General features: G+C 73.4%; 20 protein-coding genes and 1 other RNA gene. 2 read left to right on the top strand and 19 right to left on the bottom strand.

All coding sequences use genetic code 11. From position 1 onward, the window contains the following. Positions 1-65 precede the first annotated feature (65 nt). The 6 genes from EV284_RS11905 to EV284_RS11880 form a co-directional block, all read right to left on the bottom strand. Positions 66-2,372, bottom strand: a complete 2,307-nt coding sequence (locus tag EV284_RS11905; protein WP_130333145.1) for a molybdopterin cofactor-binding domain-containing protein — start codon at positions 2,370-2,372, stop codon at positions 66-68. After that, entirely contained in the window at positions 2,369-3,826 is a 1,458-nt protein-coding gene (locus tag EV284_RS11900) for a (2Fe-2S)-binding protein (protein WP_130333143.1), read from the bottom strand. The genes EV284_RS11905 and EV284_RS11900 overlap by 4 nt, the downstream gene beginning before the upstream one ends. Continuing rightward, positions 3,823-4,716, bottom strand: coding sequence for an FAD binding domain-containing protein (locus EV284_RS11895; protein ID WP_030810943.1), 894 nt, complete (start codon positions 4,714-4,716; stop codon positions 3,823-3,825). Before EV284_RS11895 ends, EV284_RS11900 begins: the two co-directional genes overlap by 4 nt. Positions 4,717-4,941: 225 nt before the next feature. Continuing rightward, positions 4,942-6,603, bottom strand: coding sequence for a beta-N-acetylhexosaminidase (locus EV284_RS11890; protein ID WP_242625694.1), 1,662 nt, complete (start codon positions 6,601-6,603; stop codon positions 4,942-4,944). A 165-nt stretch (positions 6,604-6,768) separates the two neighbouring features. Further along, positions 6,769-7,053 (bottom strand): DUF3039 domain-containing protein, encoded by a 285-nt coding sequence (locus EV284_RS11885; protein ID WP_130333139.1) that lies wholly within the window; start codon positions 7,051-7,053, stop codon positions 6,769-6,771. A 29-nt stretch (positions 7,054-7,082) separates the two neighbouring features. Next, positions 7,083-7,658 (bottom strand): YqgE/AlgH family protein, encoded by a 576-nt coding sequence (locus tag EV284_RS11880; RefSeq protein WP_165425516.1) that lies wholly within the window; start codon positions 7,656-7,658, stop codon positions 7,083-7,085. A 246-nt stretch (positions 7,659-7,904) separates the two neighbouring features. On the opposite strand from EV284_RS11880, the gene murA reads away from it, so the two are divergent. Then, a complete protein-coding gene (gene murA / locus EV284_RS11875) occupies positions 7,905-9,245 on the top strand; it encodes a UDP-N-acetylglucosamine 1-carboxyvinyltransferase (RefSeq protein WP_031182632.1) in 1,341 nt (446 codons plus the stop codon). Positions 9,246-9,415: 170 nt separating this feature from the next. Here the strand turns inward: murA and EV284_RS11870 are convergent, their stop codons facing one another. From EV284_RS11870 to EV284_RS11825, 10 genes are all read right to left on the bottom strand, one after another. Then, a complete protein-coding gene (locus tag EV284_RS11870; RefSeq protein ID WP_018549700.1) occupies positions 9,416-9,697 on the bottom strand; it encodes an HU family DNA-binding protein in 282 nt (93 codons plus the stop codon). 266 nt (positions 9,698-9,963) lie between these two features. After that, positions 9,964-11,379, bottom strand: a complete 1,416-nt coding sequence (locus EV284_RS11865; RefSeq protein WP_130333135.1) for an NAD-dependent malic enzyme — start codon at positions 11,377-11,379, stop codon at positions 9,964-9,966. A gap of 325 nt (positions 11,380-11,704) precedes the next feature. Next, positions 11,705-14,014 (bottom strand): UvrD-helicase domain-containing protein, encoded by a 2,310-nt coding sequence (locus tag EV284_RS11860; RefSeq protein WP_130333134.1) that lies wholly within the window; start codon positions 14,012-14,014, stop codon positions 11,705-11,707. An 87-nt stretch (positions 14,015-14,101) separates the two neighbouring features. Beyond that, a complete protein-coding gene (locus tag EV284_RS11855) occupies positions 14,102-14,875 on the bottom strand; it encodes a zf-HC2 domain-containing protein (protein WP_278045820.1) in 774 nt (257 codons plus the stop codon). A 47-nt stretch (positions 14,876-14,922) separates the two neighbouring features. After that, positions 14,923-15,516 (bottom strand): sigma-70 family RNA polymerase sigma factor, encoded by a 594-nt coding sequence (locus tag EV284_RS11850; protein WP_030810966.1) that lies wholly within the window; start codon positions 15,514-15,516, stop codon positions 14,923-14,925. Between the two features lie 270 nt (positions 15,517-15,786). Then, entirely contained in the window at positions 15,787-16,350 is a 564-nt protein-coding gene (locus EV284_RS11845) for a CGNR zinc finger domain-containing protein (RefSeq protein ID WP_130333132.1), read from the bottom strand. Positions 16,351-16,446: 96 nt separating this feature from the next. Next, positions 16,447-17,631, bottom strand: coding sequence for an acyltransferase family protein (locus EV284_RS11840; RefSeq protein WP_130333130.1), 1,185 nt, complete (start codon positions 17,629-17,631; stop codon positions 16,447-16,449). Beyond that, positions 17,628-19,775 carry a bifunctional polysaccharide deacetylase/glycosyltransferase family 2 protein gene (locus EV284_RS11835; protein ID WP_130333128.1) on the bottom strand — a complete coding sequence of 716 codons (2,148 nt, stop codon included), beginning with the start codon at positions 19,773-19,775 and terminating at the stop codon, positions 17,628-17,630. Before EV284_RS11835 ends, EV284_RS11840 begins: the two co-directional genes overlap by 4 nt. A gap of 17 nt (positions 19,776-19,792) precedes the next feature. Next, the gene (locus EV284_RS32665) at positions 19,793-20,608 is read right to left on the bottom strand and encodes a hypothetical protein (protein WP_165425515.1); all 816 of its coding nucleotides are present in this window, start codon (positions 20,606-20,608) and stop codon (positions 19,793-19,795) included. 361 nt (positions 20,609-20,969) lie between these two features. Then, positions 20,970-21,935, bottom strand: coding sequence for a LysR family transcriptional regulator (locus EV284_RS11825; RefSeq protein ID WP_130333126.1), 966 nt, complete (start codon positions 21,933-21,935; stop codon positions 20,970-20,972). A gap of 85 nt (positions 21,936-22,020) precedes the next feature. On the opposite strand from EV284_RS11825, the gene EV284_RS11820 reads away from it, so the two are divergent. After that, on the top strand, positions 22,021-23,223 hold the full coding sequence (locus EV284_RS11820; protein WP_130333124.1) for an MFS transporter: 1,203 nt from the start codon (positions 22,021-22,023) through the stop codon (positions 23,221-23,223). Between the two features lie 74 nt (positions 23,224-23,297). Here the strand turns inward: EV284_RS11820 and ssrA are convergent. The 3 genes from ssrA to EV284_RS11805 all read right to left on the bottom strand — a co-directional run bounded on the left by ssrA (position 23,298) and on the right by EV284_RS11805 (position 25,592). After that, positions 23,298-23,666, bottom strand: a transfer-messenger RNA (tmRNA) gene (ssrA, locus tag EV284_RS11815). Positions 23,667-23,775: 109 nt separating this feature from the next. Beyond that, positions 23,776-24,327 (bottom strand): SsrA-binding protein SmpB, encoded by a 552-nt coding sequence (smpB, locus tag EV284_RS11810; protein WP_130333122.1) that lies wholly within the window; start codon positions 24,325-24,327, stop codon positions 23,776-23,778. A gap of 77 nt (positions 24,328-24,404) precedes the next feature. Continuing rightward, positions 24,405-25,592 carry a S41 family peptidase gene (locus tag EV284_RS11805; protein ID WP_207229010.1) on the bottom strand — a complete coding sequence of 396 codons (1,188 nt, stop codon included), beginning with the start codon at positions 25,590-25,592 and terminating at the stop codon, positions 24,405-24,407. Positions 25,593-25,639: the final 47 nt, after the last annotated feature.

The following is a 25,639-nucleotide window of genomic DNA, read 5'->3' as shown; positions in this document are numbered from 1 at the left end:
GCGGGTTCAGCCGAACGGGCGAGCCCAGCCGCGCACAAGGCGACCTCAGCCGGACGAACCCCAGCTCACCGCGCGTTGACCACGGCGGCCTGCGGCCGGATCGGCAGCCGGTTCACCGGCCGCCCCGTGGCCGCCCGCACCGCCGACGCGATCGCCGCGGGCGACGTCACCACCGGCACCGCGCTGACCGGCTTCGCGCCGAACGGCGCCACCACGTCCCGCTCCTCGACCAGCTTCACGATCCGGATGTCCGGCGCGTCCAGCGCGGTCGGCAGCGCGTACCCGGTGAGGTCGGGATGGCGGATCAGCCCGCGCGGCGTACGGAGGTTCTCGGTGAGCGCGATGCCCACGCCCTGCGTGACCCCGCCCTCGATCCGCGCCGCCAGCTGCGCGGGGTTGAGCACCCGGCCCACGTCCTGCGCGACCGCCAGCTCCACCACCCGTACCGAGCCCAGCTCCACGTCGACGTCGACCACCGCGCGGATCGCGCAGAAGGCGAGGCCGACGAAGGCGTCCCCCTGACCGGCGCCATCCAGCGGCTCGGTGGGGTGGGGGCGGCACTGCGCGGTGGCCCACAGCTCCTTGCCCTCCAGCGCCTCGGTGACGGTGGTGGAGAGCACCCCGTCGTACGAGGTGATCTTGCCGTCGGCGATCTGGAGCAGCTCGGTGGACATGCCGAACTGGTGTGCCAGCGGCTGCAGGAGCTGGGTGCGGACCATCTTGGCCGCCCGCTCCACCGCCCCGCCGGAGACCCAGGTGTGCCGGCCCCGGCAGCCGGGGCCGGCCGGGGGCTGGTCGGTGTCGACCGGCGCCACGTGGACGTCGTCGATGCCGAGCGTCTCCTGCACGATCTGCCGGGCCAGCGTGGTGAACCCCTGCCCGGACTCCACGGCGGCGCACAGCACGGTGGCGACGCCGTCGTGGACGCGTACGGTCGCGGTGGACACCTCGTCGGTGCCCTCCGCGCCGAGCATGTGCACCATGCCGAGGCCGTAGCCGACGCCCCGGCGCACCGCGCCCGGCTCACCCGCGCCCTCGGGGCCGCCGGGCAGCAGCCAGTCCTCCTCCGGGCCGTCCTTGGGCAGCGCCGGCAGCGGGAAGTCCCTCACCGCGGTGAGGAGTTCGGCCACGGGAGCCGGGCAGGTCACGGTCTGGCCGATGGGCAGCACGTCACCGGTGGCCAGGACGTTGCGCAGCCGCACCTCGGCCGGGTCCAGGCCCAGCTTCTTGGCCAGTTTGTCCATCTGCGCCTCGTAGGCGGCGCACACCTGCATCGCGCCCTCGCCGCGCACATGGCCGGAGGGCGGGTTGTTGGTGCGTACGGCCCAGCCCTCGATGAAGGCGTTCGGGACGACATAGGGGCCGCACGCGAAGGAGACCGCGGCGGCCAGGGCGTCGGCGGAGGTGTCGGCGTAGGCGCCCGCGTCCAGCAGGATCTGCGCCTCGACCTTGACGAGTCTTCCCTCGGCGTCCGCGTGGTGGCGGTAGCGCAGCAGGGTGGGGTGGCGGTGGGTGTGCCCGAGGAAGGACTCCTCGCGGCTGGCGGTGAGCTTCACCGGGCAGCCGGTGCGCAGCGCGAGCAGACCGAGCGGCAGCTGGAAGCCCTGGTCCTCCCGGTCGGCGGTGGCGCCGGGCACGCCGGTGACCACGATCTTCACGCGGTCGGCGGGCAGCCCGAAGCAGGCGGCGGCGGTGTTGCGGTCGCTGTGCGGGTCGGTGGAGGCGAGGTACAGCTCCACCCCGCCGTCCGGGCGCGGTACGGCGAGCCCGGCCTCGGCGCCGATGGGCGCGGGGTCCTGGCGGCCGATGCGGTACAGGCCCTCCACGACGATCTCGCCGGCCGCGTCGGGGTCGCCGTGGCGCAGCGGGATGTGCCGGATCAGGTTGCCGTCCGGGTGCAGCGGCTCGGCCTCGAAGGCGCGCTCGGGGTCGGTGACCGGGTCGAGGGGCTCGTACTCGACGATGACGGCGGCGGCGGCCATCCGCGCGGTGTCGGGGTGGTCGGCGGCGACGGCGGCGATGGGCTCGCCGTGGTGGCGGACCACCTCGGAGGCGAACACCGGCCGGTCCGGGGTGCCCCGGCCGTGCCGGGAGGTGCCGGGCACGTCCTCGTGGGTGACGACGGCCCGCACGCCGGGCATGGCGCGCGCGTGCGTGGTGTCGATGGACACGATGCGCGCGTGCGCGTGCGGGGAGCGCAGCACGGCGGCCCACAGCAGGCCCTCGGCCCACAGGTCGGCCGCGTAGGGGAAGGTGCCCTCGGTCTTGGCGCGGGCGTCGGCGTGGGGCAGGGAGGCGCCCAGGCCGTGCGGCAGCGGCTCGGCCGCGGGGGCTTCCGCCGCCGTGGTCGCGGTGGCGGCTTCGTCGCTCACGCCTGGCCTCCGTCCTGGCCGTGGTGCGGGTGGTGCGGGTGGTCCTGCGGGTCGTGCGGGGCGCCGAACGCGCCGAAGGCACCGGGCGCTTCGAACGCGGAGGGGTGCACCCCGCCGGAGCCGGGGCCCGCCTGGTGCGGGATGCGCGCGGTGCCGTCGTCCGGCTCGGCGTCGGCGCCGACGCCTGCCTCGCGCTCGGCGACGACGTCACGGACGGCGTCGAGCACGCCCCGGTAGCCGGAGCAGCGGCAGAGGTTGCCGCAGAGCGCCTGGCGGGTCTCCAGCTCGGTGGGGGCGGGGTTGCCCTCCAGCAGGTCGTGCAGGGTCATGGCGATGCCGGGGACGCAGAAGCCGCACTGCACGGCGCCGCACCGGGCGAGCGCCCGCTGGACGTCGGAGGGCTGCCCGCCGCTCGCCAGGCCCTCGACGGTACGGACCTCGCTGCCCGCGGCGGTGACCGCCGGGACCAGGCAGGAGGCCACGAGCCGTCCGTCGACCTGGACGTTGCACGCCCCGCACTCGCCCTGGGAGCAGCCGTCCTTGGCGCCCGCGAGGCCGAGGCGCTCGCGCAGCACGTAGAGCAGGGACTCGCCGATCCAGGCGTCGGTGACGGGCCGGTCGCCGCCGTTGACGCGCAGCACGTAGGAGGCGAGGGGATGTTCGTCCTGGGGCGGGGGCGGCGGTTCCTCGGTCTCGGCTGCCTCTTCGGCGAAGTCCGCCCCCACCTCGGCCGCCAGGGGCTCCTCCACGGCCTCGGGAGCCGCCTCGGGCTCCGGGGTCGCGTCCTCGTCCGACGGGCCGTCAGGGGCGCCCTCAGGGGCCTCCTCGGGGCTCTCGTCGCCCCCGGCGGGCTCGTCCGTCCCGGCAGGCCCCTCGGCCTCCGCGACAGGCTCGGGCTCCGCCGCGGCCTCGGGCGCGGCGGGCTCCTGCGGCCCCCACGCCCCGCCGATGGTGTCCGTGACCCAGGGCGCGGCCGCGCCGCCGGGGAGGACGGGCGGGGCGGCGCCCCACTGCTCGGCCAGCGCGGAGGTGGTGAACTCGCCCGACTCGTCGGGCAGGTCACCCCCGGCGACCGGCACGGACCACTGCCCGGTGACGTCGTGGCCGGACGTGGCCGCGGTCTCCTCGGGAGCCCAGTGCCCCTGCGCCCCGGGCTGGTAGGTGAACCGGTCGTCACCGTGCGGCTGCCGCGCCGGGACGGTGTCCTGCGCGGACCACTGCTCCTGGGCGCCCCACGCGTCCTGGCCCTCGGGCGGGGTCGTTATCCGGGGCGGCACATAGCCGTGGCCCGGCGCGGCCAGCGGGCTGTCCCCGGCCAGCAGGGCGTCGATGCCGCCCTCGGGGAGCTGCACGAACGCGGTCGCGCCGTCGTCGTACTCGCCCTGGGGCAGCGGGTTCCAGCGTCCGCCGCCCTGGGGCGTGTCGTCCTCGTGTCCGCGCTGGTCGTCGGTCACGACAGCGCCCTCCCCAGTGCTCGTCGTGCCAGCGCGGCGACGGTGCGCCGCAGGTGCAGTACCGCGGGCGGCAGCGGGACGACCGTGCCGTCCGGCTCCGGCACCGGGTCGGGGATGCAGGCCGCGGCGACGTACTCGCCGAACGCCTGCAGGGCTTCGGGGACGAGGACGCGGTCGTTGTCCCAGTCGATGAGCTGCGCGACCCACTGCTCGGCGTCCAGCGGGCGCAGCGGCATCGGCGCTATGGCACCGACCGCGCACCGCACTCCGCGCCGGGCGGGGTCGAGGACGAGGGCGACGGAGGCGACCGAGCGGCCGGGCCCGGTGCGTCCGGTGGCCTTGAGGAAGACCTGGGGGGCGTGCAGCAGCGGAACCCGGACGTAGCCGATGAGTTCGCCGCCGCGGAGCATCTCGACCCCGGCCAGCAGGTGCGAGACGGGGACCTCGCGGCGGGCGCCGTCCGGTCCGGCGACGATCAGCGTCGCCTCCAGCGCGGCCAGCACCGGCAGCGCGTCGCCGGTGGGCGCGGCGGAGGCGATGTTGCCGCCGAGGGTGCCCGCGTTGCGGATGTGCGGAGGTCCGGCGGCGCGCGCGGCGGCGGCGAGCGCCGGGATCAGCGCGGCGAAGTCGGGCCGGCCCATGCGGGCGTGGGTGAGGCCGGCGCCGAGCAGCGCGTGGCCGTCCTGGTACTGCCAGCCGCGGATCTCGCTGATCCGGCCGAGGCCGACCAGCGCGGCGGGCCTGAGCTGCCCGGAGTTGACGGCCGCCATGAGGTCGGTGCCGCCGGCGACGGGGACCGCGGCGGGCATGGCGGTCAGGGCCGCCACCGCCTCGTCCAGCGTCGTGGGCAGCGTCACGGCCTGTGCCGCCTGCGGTGCGTGCGTGGTCAAACCGGCTGCCCCTTCCCGCTGCCCCACCTGGTCGCGCCTGTGCTGCCGTACGGTACGTGCTGACAGGGCGGACGTGGCAACTCTGGCACATCTTCGCAAGGCTCGGACGCGCGGGTCGGCCAAGGGGTGTTGACCCACTCCATCGGGCGGATGGTCCCGTTTACACCAGCATCTTCGGGTGGGTCCGATTGACCCTCTTCGGTGATGTCACGGGCGGTTGTCCCGTTACGCGCCCGGGCGGGCGTCCGGGGGCGCGGGGGCCGGGAACTCCGGCTCGGCGGGCGGTCCGGCGAAGGGCCGGCCGGGCACGTCGGGGCGCCGCTGCCAGGGGTGGGGGCCGCCGGGCGGGCGGTAGGCGACGCCGAGGGCGTCCAGTCGCCGGTAGTGGGCGCCCATCCGGCGCTCGAAGTCCGCGAGGTCGCGCTCCGCCGGGGCGGGCAGCGGGCTCCAGGCGACCTCGGCGAACGCGGCGAGCCGGGGGAAGACCTGGTAGTCCACGCGCCCGGCGTCCTCGGTCACCTCGGTCCACATGTTGGCCTGGGCGCCCAGCACATGGCGGGCCTCCTCCGCGGTGAGGCCGTCGGGTACGGGCTCGAACCGGTAGACGTCGGCCAGGGTGCGGACGTAGCCGATGGGCACGGGTTCGTCCTCGCCGGGCGCCTGCCGGTGGTCGAGGTACACGTGCTGCTCGGGGCACATCACCACGTCGTGCCCGGCCCGCGCGGCGATCCGGCCGCCCCGGTGCCCGCGCCAGGAGGAGACGGCGGCGCCTGGCGGCAGCGGGCCGTCGAGGATCTCGTCCCAGCCGATCATCCGGCGCCCGCGCGCGGCCAGCCAGGCGCCGAAGTGGCCGGCGAACCAGGAGCGCAGCCCGTCCACGTCCGCGAGTCCGAGTTCGGCGGCGCGGGCCCGCGCGGTGGCCGACTTCCGCCACTGGTCCGGCGGGCACTCGTCGCCGCCGAGGTGCACGAAGGGCGACGGGAACAGCGCGAGCACCTCCTCCAGCACGCCCTCGTAGAACTCGAGGACGGCCTCGGTGGGGGCGAGGACGTGCGGGGAGATCCCCCAGTCGTCCCGGACGGTGACGGCGGCGGTGTCGACGGCGTCGGTGTTGCCGAGTTCCGGATAGGCGGCGATGGCGGCCTGACAGTGGCCGGGGAGATCGATTTCCGGGACGACGGTGATATGCCGTTCGGCGGCGTACGAGACGATCTCCCGGATGTCGTCCCGGGTGTAGTGGCCGCCGTGCGGCTTCTCCGTCCAGAGGGAGGACGAGCGGTGGCCGAATCTGGTCCGCGCGCGCCAGGAGCCGACCTCGGTGAGCCGGGGGTGGCGCCCGATCTCGACGCGCCATCCCTGATCGTCCGTCAGGTGCAGGTGCAGCACGTTGAGTTTGTGCGCGGCCAGCAGATCGAGATAGCGCAGCACGCCTTCCTTGGGCATGAAATGCCGGGCCACGTCGAGCAGCAGGCCGCGCCAGCCGAAGCGGGGCGTGTCGCTGATCCGCACGGGCGGCAGCCGCCAGGTGCGGCCGGGCAGCGGAGCGCGCCGGAAGGCGTCGGGACCGAGGAGTTGCCGTAGCGTCTGGGCGCCCCAGAACAGCCCGGCCGGACCGCCGGCGCGCAGGTCGGCGCCGGTTCGCGTGACGTCGAGCCGGTAGCCCTCGGGGCCGAGCTCCCCGGTGAGACGCGGGTCGGCGGTGAGCCGTACGGCACTCTCGCCGGCGCCGCCGGCCGGGGTCAGGGGGAAGCCGGTGGCCGCGCCCAGGGTGGCGCGCAGCCAGCGCGCGGTGCTCTCGGCGCCCTCCCCCGCGGCGATCAGACCGGTGCCGGGGCCGAGCGTGAATCCCTCGCCCGTCCCCCGGTACGCCTCGACCGGCGCCGGAATCACCTCGTGAATCCCACCGGTCAATTCAGCCCCCGCAATACCTCGGCGCACAGCCGGAATCGGCGTCAGGGGGACGTTGCCCCGGCGCCCGGTGAAACACACGTGAAAAGCACGGGGAAGGGTGCCGGGGAGAATCCGCGAGGGAGCGGGGTGGAGCGGGACGGGTTACTTCTTGTCCTTGTCCCCGCCCTTGTCGCCACCGCTGCTCATGGACTCGTAGATCTCTTTGCACATGGGGCAGACGGGGTACTTCTTCGGGTCGCGGCCCGGCACCCAGACCTTGCCGCACAGCGCCACGACGGGGGTGCCGTCCAGGGCGCTCGCCATGATCTTGTCCTTCTGGACGTAATGGGCGAAGCGCTCATGGTCGCCGTCGCCGTGGGACGTCTGCGGCGTCGGCTCGACGAGGGTCCCCGTACCAGTCCCGCGCTCGGGCTCAAGAGTGCTCATAGCCCCAAGGGTACTGAAGCTCACGGCCATCAGTTGAGCGACGGGTCGTCCGGATACGTGGCCACCATCGCCAGGTCTCCGCGCTGGCGTCGCAGCACCTCGCGCCACAGCCGTTCGGGCTCCGGGGAGGAGATGTCACCGGGCTCGGACTCGACCACGTACCAGGCGCCCTGGTCCAGCTCGTCCTGGAGCTGGCCCGGCCCCCAGCCCGCGTACCCGGCGAAGATGCGCAGCGCGCCGAGGGCGGAGGCGACCAGCTCGGGCGGGGTCTCGAGGTCGACCAGACCGATCGCGCCGTGCACCCGGCGCCAGCCGAGCGGGGCCGCGCTCTCCCCCTCCCCGCCGCCGGGGACCACGGCGACGCCGAGCGCGGAGTCCAGCGAGACGGGGCCGCCCTGGAAGACCACGCCGGGCTCGCCCGCCAGGGCCGCCCAGCCGGCCAGCACGTCCCGCACGTCCACCGGGGTGGGGCGGTTGAGGACCACGCCCAGGGAGCCCTCCTCGTCGTGGTCGAGGAGGAGCACCACCGCGCGGTCGAAGTTCGGGTCCGCCAGAGCGGGGGTTGCCACGAGCAGCCGCCCTGTGAGCGAGGACACCTCGGTCATGCCAGACATGATCCCGCATCCCGGGCCCGCGTGGGGGCCGCACGGCGCATGAACAGGGAGCACGTCCGTACGGAGGGGCGGCGGTCCGGTGACCCGACGTGCCTGCGGGGAAACGGTTCGTGTTGTGACACGGCTGGCGGGTACTCGGGCTTACGGGCGAAGGGTGATCGGCGATTACCCTGTCTCTCCGGCCCCTGCGCAAAGTGATCGGCCGACCCCTGCCCGACTCATCGGAACGCGAGATTCATGACCGTCAACGACGATGTCCTGCTTGTCCACGGCGGAACCCCGCTGGAGGGCGAGATCCGTGTCCGCGGTGCGAAGAACCTCGTGCCGAAGGCCATGGTCGCCGCCCTTCTGGGCAGCGCGCCCAGCCGCCTGCGCAACGTCCCGGACATCCGAGACGTGCGGGTCGTGCGCGGCCTGCTCCAGTTGCACGGCGTGACGGTACGGCCGGGCGAGGAGCCGGGCGAGCTGATCCTGGACCCGACGTACGTCGAGAGCGCGAACGTCGCCGACATCGACGCCCACGCGGGTTCCAGCCGTATCCCGATCCTGTTCTGCGGCCCGCTGCTGCACCGCCTGGGCCACGCCTTCATCCCCGGCCTCGGCGGCTGCGACATCGGCGGCCGGCCGATCGACTTCCACTTCGACGTGCTGCGCCAGTTCGGCGCGACCATCGAGAAGCGGGCGGACGGTCAGTACCTGGAGGCCCCGCAGCGGCTGCGCGGCACGAAGATCGACCTGCCGTACCCGTCGGTGGGCGCCACCGAGCAGGTGCTGCTGACGGCCGTGCTGGCCGAGGGCGTCACCGAGCTGTCCAACGCGGCCGTGGAGCCCGAGATCGAGGACCTCATCTGCGTACTGCAGAAGATGGGCGCGATCATCGCCATGGACACCGACCGGACGATCCGCATCACCGGTGTGGACTCGCTCGGCGGCTACAACCACCGCGCCCTCCCGGACCGCCTGGAGGCCGCCTCCTGGGCTTCCGCGGCGCTCGCGACCGGCGGCAACATCTACGTCCGGGGCGCCCAGCAGCGCTCGATGATGACGTTCCTGAACACCTACCGCAAGGTCGGCGGCGCCTTCGAGATCGACGACGAGGGCATCCGCTTCTGGCACCCCGGCGGCCAGCTCAAGTCCATCGCGCTGGAGACGGACGTGCACCCCGGCTTCCAGACCGACTGGCAGCAGCCGCTGGTGGTGGCCCTCACCCAGGCCACGGGCCTGTCCATCGTCCACGAGACGGTGTACGAGTCCCGGCTCGGCTTCACCTCGGCGCTGAACCAGATGGGCGCCCACATCCAGCTCTACCGCGAGTGCCTGGGCGGCTCGGACTGCCGCTTCGGCGCGCGGAACTTCCTGCACTCGGCGGTCGTCTCAGGCCCGACCAAGCTCCAGGGCGCCGACCTGGTCATCCCCGACCTGCGCGGCGGCTTCTCGTACCTCATCGCGGCCCTCGCCGCCGAGGGCACCTCGCGCGTCCACGGCATCGACCTGATCAACCGCGGCTACGAGAACTTCATGGAGAAGCTCGTGGAACTCGGCGCGAAGGTCGAACTGCCGGGCAAGGCGCTCGGCTGACGGGCCCCGCACACGCAAATGGGCGGCCCCCCTGGTGACAGGGGGGCCGCCCATTTCGACTTCGCCCACTGGGGCGCGCCCCGTGAGGGGCGCGGGGAACTGCGCGACAAGCCACGGGCGGCCCGCAGATCACGACGACGCCCAGTTGCCCGGTGCCCCGAGCGGAGCGCTTACTTGCCCTTGGCGGCTTCCTTGAGCTTCGAGCCCGCGGAGACCTTCACGCTGAAGCCGGCCGGGATGTTGATGGGCTCACCGGTCTGCGGGTTGCGCGCGGTACGAGCGGCACGGTGGGTGCGCTCGAAGGTCAGGAAGCCGGGGATGGTGACCTTCTCGTCGCCCTTGGAGACGATGTCGCCGACGACCTCGGCGAACGCGGCCAGCACGGCGTCGGCGTCCTTGCGGGTCACCTCGGCGCGGTCGGCCAGCGCGGCCACCAGCTCACTGCGGTTCATGTTCTTACTCCCGTGTTCTTCTTGCCAATGAGGCGTGAGGTGAGATCGATGCCGATGCGCTCGCGCCCAGAGACGCATCCTGCCCCTACCTGCGGCGGGAAAGCCAATCCGGCACCCGCAGGAGTCATGAGACCACCCTGGGGAGTCACAGGAAAAGCGCCTGCCCCGCCGACACCCTAGAGGGCGTCACGACCGGGGAACCGACGACTCGCCGTAGGGGAGGCGGCGTCGGTCCCACAACCTCCCCGACCCTACGGCAAGCGCTGCTAGGACGCCGCTCCGGCCGCCTTTGCGGCCTCCCGGACGGCCCCGGCCACCGCGCCCGCGACCTTGTCGTTGAAGACGCTGGGGACGATGTAGTTCGGGTTCAGCTCGTCCTCCGTCACCACGTTGGCGAGGGCCTGCGCGGCGGCGAGCATCATCTCGGTGTTGACGGTGCGGGACTGGGCGTCCAGCAGGCCGCGGAAGACACCGGGGAAGACCAGCACGTTGTTGATCTGGTTGGGGAAGTCCGAGCGGCCGGTGGCCACCACGGCGGCCGTCTGCCGGGCCACGGCGGGGTCGACCTCGGGGTCCGGGTTCGCCAGTGCGAAGACGATCGCGCCGTCCGCCATGGCGGCCACGTCGGTGCCGTCCAGGACGTTCGGGGCGGAGACCCCGATGAAGACGTCGGCGCCGCGCACGGCCTCCTTGAGAGTGCCGGTGAGCCCCTCGGGGTTGGTGTTGTCCGCGATCCAGCGCAGCGCGGAGTCCGCCGGGGCGTCGACCAGGTCGCCGCGGCCGGCGTGCACCACGCCGTGGATGTCGGCGACGACGGCGTTCTTGACGCCCGCGGCCAGCAGCAGCTTCAGGATGGCCGTACCGGCCGCTCCGGCGCCGGACATGACGACCCGGATGGACTCCATCGAACGGCCGGTGACGCGCAGCGCGTTGGTGAGCGCGGCGAGCACGACGATGGCGGTGCCGTGCTGGTCGTCGTGGAAGACCGGGATGTCCAGGGCCTCGCGCAGCCGGGCCTCGATCTCGAAGCAGCGGGGCGCGGAGATGTCCTCCAGGTTGATGCCCGCGAAGCCGGGGGCGATGGCCTTGACGATCTCCACGATCGCGTCGGTGTCCTGGGTGTCCAGGCACAGCGGCCAGGCGTCGATGCCGGCGAACCGCTTGAACAGGGCCGCCTTGCCCTCCATGACCGGCAGCGCGGCCTTGGGGCCGATGTTGCCGAGGCCGAGCACCGCGGAACCGTCCGTCACGACCGCAACGGAGTTGCGCTTGATGGTCAGGCGCCGGGCGTCCTCGGGGTTCTCCGCGATGGCCATGCAGACGCGGGCCACACCGGGCGTGTAGACCATGGAGAGGTCGTCGCGGTTGCGGATGGGGTGCTTGGACTGCATCTCGATCTTGCCGCCGAGGTGCATCAGGAACGTACGGTCGGAGACCTTGCCGAGGGTGACGCCCTCGATGTTCCGGAGCTCCTCGACGATCTCGTCGGCGTGCGCGGTGGAGCTGGCCGCGATGGTGACGTCGATCCGGAGCTTCTCGTGCCCGGAGGCGGTGACGTCGAGGCCGGTGACGGAGCCTCCGGAGGACTCGACGGCGGTGGTGAGCTGCGATACGGCCGTTCCGCTCGCGGGCACCTCCAACCGGACCGTCATCGAGTAGGAGACGCTGGGCGCCGTTGCCATGGCCGACTTCCTCTGCTTTCACCGTGTCGCGTGTTGTGCCGTCCGATCGTCGCACCTACCGCCGAGTACGTGGTAGTCGGCTCCGATTGCGGACGTTGTGTTCTCGGGCCGTCGCCCAAGACGAGAGGCCCACGTCACAAAGGACGTGGGCCTCTCGCTCACTTTCACGACACCGACCCGCCATGCTCGCCTCGCGGCAAGTGGTCGCTCGTAGCGACGAAGGTTGGGCCCGGGGGCTTGGATCGGGCCGGTGTCACGACAAGGCTAACAAACGCACCCCCAGGGGCATTCCCCTGTGCGCGGGGTTCTCGGAAACTGCGCCCGTTCAGTCCCGCAGCAGGTCCGGGACACGGGCCGCGTCCGGCTCGTCGCGGTCGCCGGAGACGACGGTGAGCTGCTGGGTCGCACGGGTGAGGGCGACGTACAGCACGCGCAGGCCGGCCGGGGACTCGTCGGCGATCTCGGCCGGGGAGACGACCACGGTCGCGTCGTACTCCAGGCCCTTGGCCTCCAGGCTGCCGAGGGCGACCACGCGGTCCCCGAGCCCGGCGAGCCAGCGGCGGGCCTCCTCGCGCCGGTTCATGGCGACGACGACGCCGACGGTGCCGTCGACCAGGGAGAGCAGCCGGTCCGCCTCCGCGCGGACGGTGGCGGCCAGGGAGTCCCCGGCGACCTCGAAGCGCGGCTGGACGCCGGTGGAGCGTACGGCGCGGGGGGACTCGGAGCCGGGCATGGCGAGGGCGAGCACCTTGGCGGCCAGCTCGGCGATCTCGGCGGGGTTGCGGTAGTTGACGGTCAGCTCGAAGCGGCGCCGGGGTCTGGAGCCCAGGGCCTCGTCGCGGGCCTCGGCCGCCTCGTCCGGGTCGGACCAGGAGGACTGGGCCGGGTCCCCGACGACCGTCCAGGTGGCGTGCCGGCCCCGGCGGCCGACCATGCGCCACTGCATCGGGGTGAGGTCCTGCGCCTCGTCCACGATGACGTGCGCGTACTCGGTGCGCTCCTGGGCGAGCCGCTCGGCGCGCTCGCGCTGGGTCTCCTCCCGCACCGGCATCAGCTCCTCCAGGCCGGTGAGCTGGTCCAGCGGGTCCAGTTCCCGCTTCTTGCGGGGGCGGGCCGGGGCGCCGAGGATCGCCTGGAGTTCGTCCAGCATGGCGATGTCGTGCACGGAGAAGCCGTCCCGCTTCAGGGCGCGGGCGACCTTGCGGACCTCGCCGGGGTTGAGCACCCGGCGGGCCCAGCGGCCGAGCCGCCTCTCGTCGGCCATGGCGGCGAGGACGCCCCTGGGGGTCAGCTCGGGCCACCAGGCGTCGAGGAAGGCGATGAAGGAGTCCTCGTCGGCCACGTCCTCGTCGAAGGAGGCGCGCAGCTCGGCGGCCAGCTCGGGGTCGGTGTGCCGGCCGGAGGCGCCGGACTTCGCCCACAGCGCGTCCAGCAGCAGTTTGCGGGCGCGCGGGCGGAGCAGGTTGACGGGGGCGGTGCCGCCGAGCGCGGTGCGGCGGACGGCCTCCAGCTCCTGGGCCTCCAGCTCCAGGCGGCGGCCGAAGGCGACGACGCGGAGCCGGTCGGGAGGGGCGTCGGTGCCGAGTTCGAGGGCGCCGCGCGCGGCCCGGCGCAGCACCTTCAGCATCCGGTACGAGCCCTTGGCGCGGGCGACGGCCGGGGAGTCGTGGAGCGTGGCCTCGACACCGTCGACCAGCGAGCCGATCGCGCGGATGGCGACCTGGCCCTCCTCGCCGAGGGAGGGCAGCACGCCCTCGGTGTAGGCCACCAGCAGCGGGGTCGGCGAGACGATCAGGATGCCGCCCGCGTAGCGTCTGCGGTCCTGGTAGAGCAGATAGGCCGCGCGGTGCAGGGCGACGGCGGTCTTGCCGGTGCCGGGGCCGCCCTCCACGTAGGTGACGGAGGCGGCGGGGGCGCGGATGACCCGGTCCTGCTCGGCCTGGATCGAGGAGACGATGTCCCGCATGGTGTGCCCGCGCGCCTGGCCGAGGGCGGCCATCAGCGCGCCGTCGCCGATGACGGGCAGCTCCCCGCCGTCCAGGGTGGCCTTCAGCTCGGGGCGCATCAGGTCGTCCTCGACCCCGAGGACGCGGCGGCCCTTGGAGCGGATGACCCGGCGCCGCACGACCCGGCCGGGATCGACGGGGGTGGCGCGGTAGAACGGCGCGGCGGCCGGCGCCCGCCAGTCGATGACCAGCGGCGAGTAGTCCTCGTCCAGGACGCCGATCCGCCCGATGTGCAGGGTCTCGGCGATGTCGGCGGTGTTGTCGGGGCGCACGGCCCCCTCGGCGGGCTCGACGGCGGTGTACGCGCCGTCCGGTCCCTTCTTGCCGTCCTTGCCCTGGAGCAGGTCGACCCGGCCGAAGAGGAAGTCCTCGAACTCGTTGTTGAGCCGGTTGAGATGGATGCCGGCCCGGAAGACCTGCGCGTCCCGCTCGGCCAGCGCGCCCGGCGTCCCCACATGGGCGCGCTGGGCCGCGTCGTGCATCAGGAACTCGGCCTCGTGGATCTTCTCCTCGAGCCGCCGGTACACCCGGTCCAGGTGTTCCTGTTCGACGCTGATCTCTCGGTCCCGTACGGAGTCGTTCGCGCCGTTAACCGAGCCGACCGCGGAATGCTGAACCTGAGCGGCCACCGGGCCCCCTTCTGACGTGCTGGGCAGCCGTCAACCGTACGCGAAGAGGACCCGGCAAAGCTACGCGGGCGTGATTTCAGACAGCCACTAGGCGTCCACTTGGACCAGCTTCCTGCCGTCCAGGGTCATGACGTCGAAGTGGGCGATGTCGCCGGGCTGGAGAGCGGTGCCGCCCCCGATGAAGAGGGGGTTGCGGGCCTGCTCGGTCTTGGCGTCCGGGAGGCCGTAGCCGTCCTTGGGCACGCTCCAGGAGCCGAGCGTCTGCCGCTCGCCGTTCTTGCCGACCGCGATCAGGGAGCACTTCAGCTCGCCCTTGACCCCGCCGAGGCGCAGCACCGCGTCGGTGCCCCACGCCTTGCCCTGCAGGGCGACGGTCGCGGAGACGCCGGTGCCGGCGTCCGTGCCGGTGACCTTGGTGGGCAACTGGTCGAAGTGGTCCTTGGCGGAGGCGGCCAGCGGGGTCGCCGTCTGACTCGTGCCACCGCCGCTCACCGACATCACGGCCACCGGGCCGCCGATGATCAGCGCGGCCGCGGCCGCGACCAGGTAGAAGCCGCGGCGCCGCTTGCTCGCGCGCCGCTCGGCGACCTCGTCGACCAGCTTCTCGACCAGCCTCGGGGTGGGCCGCGCGGACAGCGACTCCCCGATGACCGGGGTGCTGCCGGTGCCCGGCAGGTCGGCGAGGGCGGCCAGCATGGGCTCCATCCCCGCGAGTTCGTCCAGTTGCTGGGCGCACCACTCGCAGCCCGCGAGGTGCGTCTCGAAGGCGGTCGCCTCGGTGTCGTCGAGAATCCCGAGGGCGTAGGCGCCGACGGTCTCGTGCTCGTTCGGCACCGGAGATCCCTGCATGGGGCCAGACATACCCGTACTCCCCGCGCCGAATCCTCGCATTCCCCCGTACACACCCATCACGCCGTCACCCCCCGCTCCTCCAGCGCCAGCTTCATCGATCGCAGGGCGTAGAAGACCCGTGAGCGGACCGTGCCGCTGGGTATCCCGAGGGTCTGGGCCGCCTCGTTGACGGTACGCCCCTTGAAGTAGGTCTCGACGAGCACCTCCCGGTGGGCCGGGGTCAGGTCGTCGAGCGCGTCCGTCAGCGTCATCAGCCACAGCGCCTTGTCGATCTCGTCCTCCGCGGGGATGACCTCCAGCGGCGACGGATCGACCTCCTGCGGCCGGGCCTGCCGGCTGCGGTGGCCATCGATGACGATGCGCCGGGCGACCGTCACCAGCCAGGGGCGTACCGAACCGGTCGCCCGATTGAGCTGGCCGGCGTTCTTCCAGGCACGGATGAGCGTTTCCTGTACGACGTCCTCGGCGCGCTGGCGGTCACCGGCGACCAGCCGGAGGACATAGGCGAGGAGCGGTCCGGCGTGCTCCCGGTACAGGGCACGCATCAACTCCTCGTCGGGTTCCGACGACTGTGAGGGCTGCGAGGACATGCGATGTCGGGCCCTCGATCCACGTTCATTGGCCACGGCCGCATCCTTGCGCACGCCCACCTCCGGTGTCCGGGGCTTGCCCCCGTCGGTCGCTCGCCCCTTCGTACGGGGCGGGAGGCGCGGTTGTTCAAGGTGAGGTGGTGTTTTTCTCAAGGGTGGTGTGACGAGCGGGACATGCGCGCACATTCTCACCGCGCGATCTTTACATTTCCGACACGGCGTCAAGTGAGCTTGCGCTGCCCTGACTGATGGTCAGGCAAACCTCGTGTTGCCCAAATCACACGGCTCAAGTGAATGTGCCTTTCCGGCACTTGGGCCGTACCCGGACGTTCAGGACCGGGCGAGCGCGACCCGCCTGCGGTGCCGGGCGACCCGCTCACGGTTCCCGCACACCTCACTGGAGCACCACCGCCTGCGGCGCCCGCGCGAGGTGTCGAGGTACAGCAGGGAGCAGCCGTCCGACGCGCATTCGCGCACGGCCGCCCGCGCCAGGGGGTCGGTGAGGAGGTCGATGGCGTCGCGGGCGAGGAGGGAGAGGAGGGCGGCGGCCGTGGGCGGCTCGGCCAACTCCCCGACGAGCGGCCCGTTCTGCCTGGCGACGGCCCGGACGGCGGGGGGTGCGGCGGCGCGGGCGGCGCGGTTGACCCGGTCCAGGGAGTCGTCGGGGGCGCGGGGGGACCGCAGCAACCTCTCGGTGTGCCACCGCAGTTCCCGGAACCGCGCGACCCATCCCCCGTCCGCCGGCACCGGGTCGGTCCCCGCCGGCACCAGCCCGGCCGCGACCACCCAGGCCGCCAACTCCTCCGCCGTACCGATCCGTTCCCCGGGATGCGCGGTGGCCAGCAGGTCCAGGCAACTTCGCCCGGCGTCGAATCGGGGCGTACCGAGTGCCATGCGCTGCGTCACCGCCTGGGCAGGAGGGCGTCTTCTCGCTCCCCTCCACAGTGCGCCTTCCGACCGGCGGCCGGAACCCCCCGTGCCCCGGCCCGGTCAGGCCGCGCGGTGGCGGCTGGCCGGGCGCGGGCGTCCGTCCGGCCACAGCCGGGGCCTGCGTCTGGCCGCCAGGTCCTCCGCCCAGCCGAAGGTGACGACGCAGGCGCAGATCAGGGCCCAGGTGAGGGCGAGGACGGGCCAGGGGCTCTCCAGGAGCCAGGGGCACTTCTCGTCCAGGACGTCGTAGCGCCAGAGCTGGTCCCAGAGGGTGGAGGCGATCAGGATGCAGAGGTTGTGCCAGAGATAGATGGTCACCGCGCGGGAGTTGAGCAGGGTGACCAGGCGGTCGAAGGGGCGCAGCAGGCGCGGCCACTCGGTCCAGACCGGGCTGATGTGGAGCAGGAGCAGCACGGTGGCCAGCGACCAGAGGGACTGGGCGAACGGGATGTCGTCCAGGTCGTGCCCCTGCCGGAAGCCGTGCGTGAGCGCGTACCAGAGGCCGAGACCGGCGACGACCGGGGCGACGGACGGCACCGCGTAGCGCGGGACGCGCTTCAGGACCCCCTGCTGGTGGGCCATGCCGAGGACCCAGCAGGCGCCGAAGGTGCCGAAGTCGGTCAGCGCCGACGGGACGCGCTCGCCGGGGAGCTGGAGGTGGCCGAACTCGAAGGCGGCGGCCAGCGCGACCGGTGCCAGCACGGTGGTCCACGGGATCGCCTTCAGCGCCCTCAGCAGGAGCGGGGAGAGCAGCACGAACCACAGGTAGGCGCGGAGGTACCAGAGGGGTCCCGCCAGTTCGGCCGCCCAGTCGGGGCCGAGCACCCCGTGAACGCCGGGGAGCGTGCCCGCGTACGGCGGGTCGCTCAGCGGCAGCACCCAGAAGCCGAGGTGGACGAACCACCAGCCGGGGTGCCCCTCGGCGTCCGGACGCCACCCCTGGAGCACCATGCCCAGGACCCCGATCGCCCCCAGCAGCCAGAGCGGAGGCAGCAGGCGGCGCAGCCGGCCGCGGACGACGTCCACGGCCGGGCGCTTCAGGGAGCGGGCCATCAGGTTGCCGGCGAGGGCGAACATCACGCCCATGGACGGGAAGAGCACGGGCAGCCAGGCCCAGCCCATGAGGTGGTAGAAGACCACCCGGAACAGGGCGACCGCGCGGAGCAGGTCGAAGTAGCGGTCCCGGACCGGGGCACGCCGCTGTACCGGCTCGGGAGCCACCTCGGGAGTGAGGGCCGTCGTCATCGCAGTGCTCCTTCGGCCGGGACCGGGGCCGACACCCCGCCCTTGCGGCGGAGCTTCTGCCAGCGCAGCCGGCCGCCGGTGAGTGCCGTGATCCAGGACTGGAGGAGCACGACGTACATGAGCTGGCGGTACAGGAGTTGCTGGAGCGGCAGGGAGATCAGCGGGGCGAGCCGCTCCCGGTCCAGCGCGAAGGCGTAGGCCGCGCAGACCGCCTGGACGGCCAGGACGGCGAACCAGGACGCGATCGTCTTTCCGGTCGGGCCGAAGACCAGGCCGTAGACGAGGAACAGGTCGATCAGCGGGGCCAGCAGCGGGGCGACCACCATGAACAGCGAGACCAGCGGCAGTCCGACCCGGCCGAACCGTCCGGACGGCCCGCGTTCCAGCACGGCCCGGCGGTGTTTCCAGATGGCCTGCATGGTGCCGTAGGACCAGCGGTAGCGCTGGGACCACAGCTGCCGTACGGACTCCGGGGCCTCGGTCCAGGCGCGGGCCTTCTCCGCGTAGACCACCCGCCAGCCGTCGCGGTGCAGGGCCATGGTGATGTCGGTGTCCTCGGCGAGGGTGTCGTCGCTCATCCCGCCGGCCCGCTCCAGCGCGGTGCGGCGGAACGCGCCGACGGCGCCGGGGATGGTGGGCATGCAGCGCAGCACGTCGTACATCCGGCGGTCCAGGTTGAAGCCCATCACGTACTCGATGTGCTGCCAGGCGCCGATGAGAGTGTCCTTGTTGCCGACCTTGGCGTTGCCCGCGACGGCGCCGACGCGTGGGTCGGCGAAGGGCTGCACCAGCTCGCGGACGGTGGACGGCTCGAAGACCGTGTCGCCGTCCATCATCACGATCAGGTCGTGAGCGGCGTTCGCCAGGCCCCGGTTGAGGGCGGCGGGCTTGCCCGCGTTGTGCTGGCGGACCACCCGGACGCCGGGCAGCGCGAGCCCCTCCACGATGCGGGCGGTGCCGTCGGAGGAGCCGTCGTCGACCACGATGACCTCCACCGGGTGCTCCCCGCCGACCAGGGAGCGCACGGTGTTCTCGATGCACTTGGCCTCGTTGTACGCGGGGACCAGCACGGTCGCCGGTTCGGTGACCGGCTCCGGGCCCCAGCGGAAACCGCGGCGGCGGGTGCGGCGGGCGTGCGCGGCGGACAGCAGCAGCATCAGCCCGAACCGGCCGAAGACCAGGACGCCGACGACGGCGAGGCCCACGACGAGCCCGGCGGTGATGCCGTCGGCCGCCTTGACCAGCGCGATCCACGCCTTGCCGGTCCACAGCCCGACCCCGGTCACAGGCGTGTCGGCGCTCGGCGCGTCGAGCGCCTGGGTGAGGGTCTGGAAGCGGTAGCCCTCGGCCTGGAGCCGGGGCAGCAGGGTGTCGATCGCCTGGACGGTCTGGCTCCGGTCGCCGCCGGAGTCGTGCATCAGGACGACCGCGCCCCTGCCCTTCGCGGGCGTGGCCCGGCGGATGATCTCCTCGACCCCCGGCCTGCGCCAGTCCTCGCTGTCCCGGTCGTTGAGTACGACGAGATAGCCCCGCCCGCCGACGTACCCGGCCACCGGCCAGGACCGGTCGTCCATCGCGGAGGCGAAGGAGGAGTACGGGGGCCGGAACAGCGAGCTGCGGATGCCGGCCGCGCCCGCGAGGGCCAGCTGCCCCTGGGACAGCTCCCAGTCGACCCTTCGCTGCGACTGGTAGGAGAGGTCGGGGTGGTTGAAGGTGTGCAGGCCGACCTCGTGCCCCTCGGCGACCATGCGCCGGACCAGCTCGGGATGGCGGGAGGTCATGGTGCCGGTCACGAAGAAGGTGGCCCGCGCGTGGTTCCGCTTGAGCGCGTCCAGGACCCGGGGCGTCCAGGTCGGGTCGGGGCCGTCGTCGAAGGTCAGCACGATGCGCTGCTTCGGCACCCGGAGGCTGTCGGTGCGCGGCCCTCGGGTGTCGATGACGGGGCCGCCGTCGGTGACCCGGGCGGGTACGTGCCCGTCGGGCGCCTCGGGGCGCACGCGGTGGTCGGCGAGGATCTCGTTGTGGACATAGCCGCGCAGCATGAGCATGGCCAGCGTGGCGAGCAGGAGCAGGAAGGCCAGCAGCGGGCGCAGCGGGAGCCGGCGGCGCCGGGGCAGCGCCCGGCGGGCGGTTCGCGGAGTCATCGGAGGTTCTTCCGGTGTCAGGACGCGGCGGGACGGCCGGCCGAGCCCTGGGGCTGCGGGCCGCCTCCGCCTGCCGGGGACTCGGTGGCGGCCGGACTGGGCGCGGTGGTGCCGGGCACCGGGGACGCCTCGGTGGACGCGGTCGCGGTGGGCGTCGGCTGCGGGCTGCCGCCGCCGGGCGCCGGTGGCGCGGACCGCCGGGGCGTCGGACTCGTGGCGGCGGGCGGCCGGGCCGCCGTGGTGCCGGCGGCGGCCGGGCTCCGCCGTCCCGGTACGGGCACGGCGGCGACGGTGGCCGGTGCGGTGCCCGGCGCCGCCGGTCCCCTGCCGGTGCCGGGGCCGGGGCGGTCACCGCCGCCGGGCGCGGCCGGGGCCGAGGCGCTGGGCACGGGTGAGGAGTCGACGCGACTCGCCGGCCTGTCCTCCTTCTGCGGCACCGGCAGCCAGGGCGCGTCGGAGCTGCCGGAGAGCAGGGTGACGCCGATGACGACGGCGTATCCCGCGCAGAGCCCGGCGACCAGCAGGCCGAGGCGGCGGAAGGTACGGTTGCGGCGGCCGGACTCGTCGACGAACACCGGGCGGTCCGAGGCGTCGGCGCCCTCGGGACCCTCGGCCTGGACGGAGTCGAGCTGGACGGTCACCTCGTGCGGATCGTGGGCCCCCGCGGCGGACCGGGTGGGCAGCAGCGCCGTCCGCTCGGTGCCGGACCGGGCACCGGAGGGTCGGAACTCGGCCGCCGTGACATGGGCCCCGGAGCGCGGGAGCAGAGCTGTCGCTTCGGCCCCGGCGAGGGCGGCCGGGCCGCCCCGGAGTATCTCCGTCGCGGCGAACACTCCTGCGTCGGACGGGCGTACGACGCGTGGGAACGCGGCGCGTCCACCGCCGGGCCGGTCCCCGCGCGGTGGCGCGAGGTCCGCTTCCGCGACGGTTCCGGTTTCCGGAAAAGCCTGGGTCCGACCCCCTGTGACCTGCATGTCTCGTGCCGCCGAGGCCACGTCGGGCCATTCCGGTCGGCGTTCTTCCCGCCACTGTTCCATGTGCGCGCATCCCCCCACGGGACTGTTCCGGGGTGCGCCGGCGAGCCCGAGCACGCGCCGGCCGGACCAGGCCCCCACCCGGTCCGAGCGCCCCCCTCTACCCCAGTGCTCGGGTCCCCGAATGTAGCGCAAGGTGAGTTCGCGTGTGCTCGGAGTGTCAGAACGGGCGGCTCATCACCTCGAAATCGGTGGCCGGAATCCATCGGTCACCGGGCGGCGAAAGCCACCTTTCGGTGCGCGCCAGCTCGGCCGCCGCCGCCTTCAGCGCGTCGAGCGCGGGATGGACCAGCCCCTTCCGCCACACCAGCGAGACGGGCGAAAGCGGAACCGGATCGACCAGCGGCCGCAGCGCCGCGCCGGACATGGCCGGAAAATCCACCACAGCGAGCACCGGCATCCGGCTCGCCGCCATCACGCGGGCGAACTCCTCGGCGCCGAGAACCACCGGATGGGGTGGCGCGAGCCGGATGCCGCGTCCCTCGAAGAGCTGACGCGCCAGCTCGGTCCACTCCCGCGTGCCCGGGTTGCCCGCGCCGGCGTACACCGCCTCTCCGGCGAGCGCCCCGAGCGGCACCTCGGGCAGCGCGGCCAGCGGGTGGTCCTCGGGCAGCAGGACCGCCATCTGCTCGTAGCGCACGGGCTGTTGGTCGAGGCCGGAGCGGAGCGCCGGGTCCAGACCGGCGTAGCGGCCGAAGGAGACGTCCAGCCGCCCGGTGAGCAGGGCGGCCGCCGCTCCGGTGAGCCCGCGCTCGTAGCGGGCCAGCAGCTCGCACCCGGCGGCCAGTTCACGGGCCCGGAGCAGCACCCGGTGGGCGGTGAGGGGGCCTTCGGAGTTGACGTCGACCAGCAGCGGCCGGGCGGTGCCGAAGGCGGCGAGGAGGTCGTCCTGGGCGGCCAGCACCCGCCGGGCGTGTGGCAGCAGCCGCTCGCCGTCCGCGGTGAGCGTCACCTGCCGGGTGGTGCGGACGAACAACTCGGCACCCAGCTCCCGTTCGAGCCGCCGTACGTCCCGGCTGAGCGCCTGCTGGGCGACATGGAGCCGCACGGCGGCACGGGTGAAGTGCAGTTCCTCGGCGACGGTCACGAAGGCGCGCAGCAGCCGGGGGTCGATCGCGGGAGGCATGGCGGTGAACTTACAACGGGAGCGCGTGAATCGGGGCGGAACAGGTGTTGGACCGGCGGCCGCCGCACGGGAGAGCGTGAGCGGCATGTCCACGCAGACCGCACCCGCCTACCGCCGTCTCTTCGCCCGCCCCGGCGCCCTCGCCTTCACCGCCGGCAACCTGCTCGCCCGCCTCCCGGTGGGCATGGCCGGGGTGAGCGCGGTGGTGATGATCGCCGGGGCGCGCGGCTCGTACGCCCTGGCCGGGGCGGTGAGCGCGACCGGCCTGGTGGCGAGCGGGCTCGCGGGCCCCTGGCTGGCCCGGCTGGTCGACCGTCACGGACAGGCCAGGGTGGCCCGGCCCGCGACCCTGGTGGCGGTGCTCGGCGCCCTGGCCCTCCTGCTGTGCGTGCGGTACGACGCCCCCGACTGGACACTGTTCGCCGCGTACGCCTCCTGGGCGGCCACGCCCAACGTGGGCGGGCTGTCCCGCGCCCGCTGGGCCCACCTGCTGCGGGACGACCCCGAGGCCCGGCACACCGCGAACTCCTTCGAGCAGGCCGCCGACGAGCTGTGCTTCATGCTGGGTCCGGCTCTGGCGTCCTTCCTGACCGGCACCTTCTTCCCCGAGGCGGGCACGCTCGCCGGGGCCGCGCTGCTGGCGGCCGGGATGCTGGTGTTCACCGCCCAGCGCGCCACCGAGCCCCCGCCCAGCACCGGCAGCCGGGCGCCGTCCCCGCTGCGCGCCCCCGGCATCCGGCCCCTGCTGGTCTGCTTCACGGCGACCGGGGCGGTGTTCGGTTCGATGGAGGTCGTCACGGTGGCCTTCGCCGACGCCCAGGGGCGGCGCGCGCTGGCCGGGGTCGTGCTCGCCCTCCAGGCGGCGGGGTCCTGCGCGGCGGGCCTGCTGTACGGGGCGCTGCCTCCGGGGCCGGCCGCCCGGCGGCTCGGGTGGTGCCTGCCCGCCATGGCGGCGCTGATGACGCTGCCCTGGCTCGCGGCCGCCACCGGATCGCTCCTGGTGCTGGCCGGCGCCCTGCTGGTGGCGGGCACGGCGACCGCGCCGACCATGGTCACCGCGATGACGCTGGTGCAGGAGCGCACGCCGGAGAGCCGCCTCAACGAGGGCATGAGCCTGGTGGTGACCGCGCTGCTCACCGGCATCGCCTGCGGCTCGGCCTCCGGCGGCTGGGCGGCGGACCGCCTCGGCGCGGGCGCGGCCTACGCGATACCGGCGCTGGCGGCCTGCGCGGCCTGCCTGCTCGGCTGGGCACTGCGGGTCACCGGGCACGAGCGGGTCACCCGGTGAAAGACGAAGGCCCCGCCGCTCAGAGCGACGGGGCCTTTGCCCACATGGGTTCCGAAGGCCCGAGGGCCTCCCGATCGTGGAGATGGCGGGAATCGAACCCGCGTCCACCGGTGCAGAAACAGGGCTTCTCCGTGTGCAGTCCGCTTCGATTTTCTCGGCCCCGGAGATCACGCGGACAAGTCTCCGACGGGCTCAGTCACTGTTAGATTTCCCTCTTCACCCCGTGACCGGGATCAAGGTTTAGTTCCCTAGCTGATGCCAGGATCCGGGTCGGGAACAGCCCCGGGCTGACACTTCGCAAGTCGCTACTTAGGCAGCGAGGGCGAAGGAATCGCGCTTGGTGTTGGCGATTATTGTTTGCGACATATGGTTTACGAGATCATTGCCGCTTCCTCGACACGCTTCCCCTGCTTCGACATCCGCTGTCGAAACCGATCATCCCCATGTTGTTTTTTCAATGCCCCCCGCAGGAGGCGGCGCACCCTCGATGGGGTGCTGTGCCATCGTACGTGACCAACGCGGGAGTGTGCCAGCCTATTCCCGCCGGCCCGGTCAGCCGCCGCGCTGCTTGCGCTTGGCGGCCGCGATGGCCCGGTCCGACTCGCGCCGGTCCTGCTTCTCGCGCAGGGTCTGCCGCTTGTCGTACTCCTTCTTGCCTCGCGCCAGTGCGATCTCCGCCTTGGCGCGGCCGTCCTTGAAGTACAGGGCGAGGGGCACGATCGTGTGGCCCGTCTCCTGCGACTTCGCCTCCAGCTTGTCGATCTCCTCGCGGTGCAGCAGCAGCTTGCGCTTGCGGCGCACGGCGTGGTTGGTCCAGGTGCCCTGGCTGTACTCGGGGATGTGGGCGTTGTGCAGCCACGCCTCGTTCCCGTCGATCTGGACGAAACCGTCCGCCAGCGAGGCCCGGCCCTGGCGCAGCGACTTCACCTCGGTGCCGGACAGCACGATCCCGGCCTCGTAGGTGTCGATGATCGCGTAGTCGTGCTTGGCCTTCTTGTTCTGGGCGACGAGCTTGCGCTTGCCGTCCTTGACCCTGCCCTTGGCGGAGGCCGCCCCGCCCTGCTTGGGCTGGGACTCCTTCGGTACGTACATTCCCTTACTCATAGTGCCGCCCATTTTCGCACCATGGAGGGGGGCGAAGGGAAGCGGATTAGGGGTGAGGTCAGGGGAGGGTCAGGGGGCTATCGGGGATCGCCGAGACCGGTGAGAACCGTTTCCGCGCGTTTCAGGGCGCTCGGGCCCGGCTCCAGGTCCGGGGTGATGCCCCGGCCGTCGACGGCGTGGCCGGAGGGGGTCCGGTAGTGGCCGACGGTCAGCTCGGCCACCGAGCCGTCCGGCAGCGCGGTCGGCATCTGGACCGAGCCCTTGCCGAAGGTGCGCGAGCCGATCACCACGGCTCGGCCCCGGTCCTGGAGGGCGCCGGTCAGCAGCTCGGCCGCGCTCATCGTGCCGCCGTCGACCAGGGTGACCAGCGGGCGGGTGGTGTCGCCGCCGGAGGCCGCGTGCAGGGCGCGCTGGGCGCCGTCCACGTCGTAGGTGGCGACCAGGCCGCCGTCGAGGAAGCAGGAGGCGGTGGCGACGGCCTCGGTGACCAGGCCGCCGGAGTTACCGCGCAGGTCGAGCACGACCCCGCTGCCGGCCGGGGCGCGCCTGACGGCGTCCCGTACGGCCTTGGCGGAGCCCTTGGTGAAGGCCGACACCCGGACCACGACGACCCCGGCGACCGGGTCGGTGACGGTCACCGGGTCGGTGGAGAGCCGGGCGCGGTGCAGGGTCCGGGACCAGGAGTCGGCGCCGCGCTGGATGCCGAGGGTGACCGGGGTTCCGGCGGAGGCGTCGTCGGCGTCGCCGCGCAGCAGGGAGACCACCTCGGTGACCGGCCGGCCGTCGACCCCGCGCCCGTCGACGCTGCGCAGCCGGTCCCCCCTGCGGATGCCCGCGTCGGCGGCGGGCGAGTGGGACCGCACACGGCTCACGGTGACCCGCCCGTCCCGGGCGCGCCTGGCCCACAGTCCGACGCCGGTGTACTCACCGTCCAGGGAGTCGCGGAACTCGGCATACTCGTCCTCGGAGTAGACGGCGGCCCAGCGGTCCCCGCTACGGCTGACGGCCTGTTCGGCTGCCTCGGTGGGCGACTCCCCCTTCGCCAGCGCCTCGGCCGCGGCCCGGCGCACATCCTCGGGAAGCGGTTTCCCGATGGCCCGACCACCCCCGGCCGCAAGGGCGTTGGCGTCCGGGCGGCCGGTCTGCGCGGTACCCGGCAGGCAGTTGGTGACGGCCCCCGCGGTGAGCGCACCGGCGAACACCAATGTCAGGGCGGCCCCGCGGCGTTTGCGGCGGGGCTGGCGGAACAGGGCGCGGCCTGACATGGCGGTGAGTCTAGGACAACGAGAAGGGCCGTACAGACGGATGCCTG

It is taken from the genome of Streptomyces sp. BK022 (assembly GCF_004217355.1).
Taxonomy (GTDB): domain Bacteria; phylum Actinomycetota; class Actinomycetes; order Streptomycetales; family Streptomycetaceae; genus Streptomyces; species Streptomyces griseoluteus.
Note: the sequence above shows the minus strand (reverse complement) of the source record. Positions and strands in the feature narration are given on the sequence as shown.

What these genes read in the sequence shown, in the direction of transcription:
- EV284_RS11870 (WP_018549700.1), bottom strand. Translation starts at nt 9,697, where the DNA reads ATGAACCGCAGTGAGCTGGTGGCCGCGCTGGCCGACCGCGCCGAGGTG.
- EV284_RS11865 (WP_130333135.1), bottom strand. Translation starts at nt 11,379, where the DNA reads ATGGCAACGGCGCCCAGCGTCTCCTACTCGATGACGGTCCGGTTGGAG.
- murA (WP_031182632.1), top strand. Translation starts at nt 7,905, where the DNA reads ATGACCGTCAACGACGATGTCCTGCTTGTCCACGGCGGAACCCCGCTG.
- EV284_RS11825 (WP_130333126.1), bottom strand. Translation starts at nt 21,935, where the DNA reads ATGCCTCCCGCGATCGACCCCCGGCTGCTGCGCGCCTTCGTGACCGTC.
- EV284_RS11880 (WP_165425516.1), bottom strand. Translation starts at nt 7,658, where the DNA reads ATGACCGAGGTGTCCTCGCTCACAGGGCGGCTGCTCGTGGCAACCCCC.
- EV284_RS11820 (WP_130333124.1), top strand. Translation starts at nt 22,021, where the DNA reads ATGTCCACGCAGACCGCACCCGCCTACCGCCGTCTCTTCGCCCGCCCC.
- EV284_RS11855 (WP_278045820.1), bottom strand. Translation starts at nt 14,875, where the DNA reads ATGTCTGGCCCCATGCAGGGATCTCCGGTGCCGAACGAGCACGAGACC.
- EV284_RS11885 (WP_130333139.1), bottom strand. Translation starts at nt 7,053, where the DNA reads ATGAGCACTCTTGAGCCCGAGCGCGGGACTGGTACGGGGACCCTCGTC.
- EV284_RS11840 (WP_130333130.1), bottom strand. Translation starts at nt 17,631, where the DNA reads ATGACGACGGCCCTCACTCCCGAGGTGGCTCCCGAGCCGGTACAGCGG.
- EV284_RS11845 (WP_130333132.1), bottom strand. Translation starts at nt 16,350, where the DNA reads ATGGCACTCGGTACGCCCCGATTCGACGCCGGGCGAAGTTGCCTGGAC.
- EV284_RS11805 (WP_207229010.1), bottom strand. Translation starts at nt 25,592, where the DNA reads ATGTCAGGCCGCGCCCTGTTCCGCCAGCCCCGCCGCAAACGCCGCGGG.
- smpB (WP_130333122.1), bottom strand. Translation starts at nt 24,327, where the DNA reads ATGAGTAAGGGAATGTACGTACCGAAGGAGTCCCAGCCCAAGCAGGGC.
- EV284_RS11835 (WP_130333128.1), bottom strand. Translation starts at nt 19,775, where the DNA reads ATGACTCCGCGAACCGCCCGCCGGGCGCTGCCCCGGCGCCGCCGGCTC.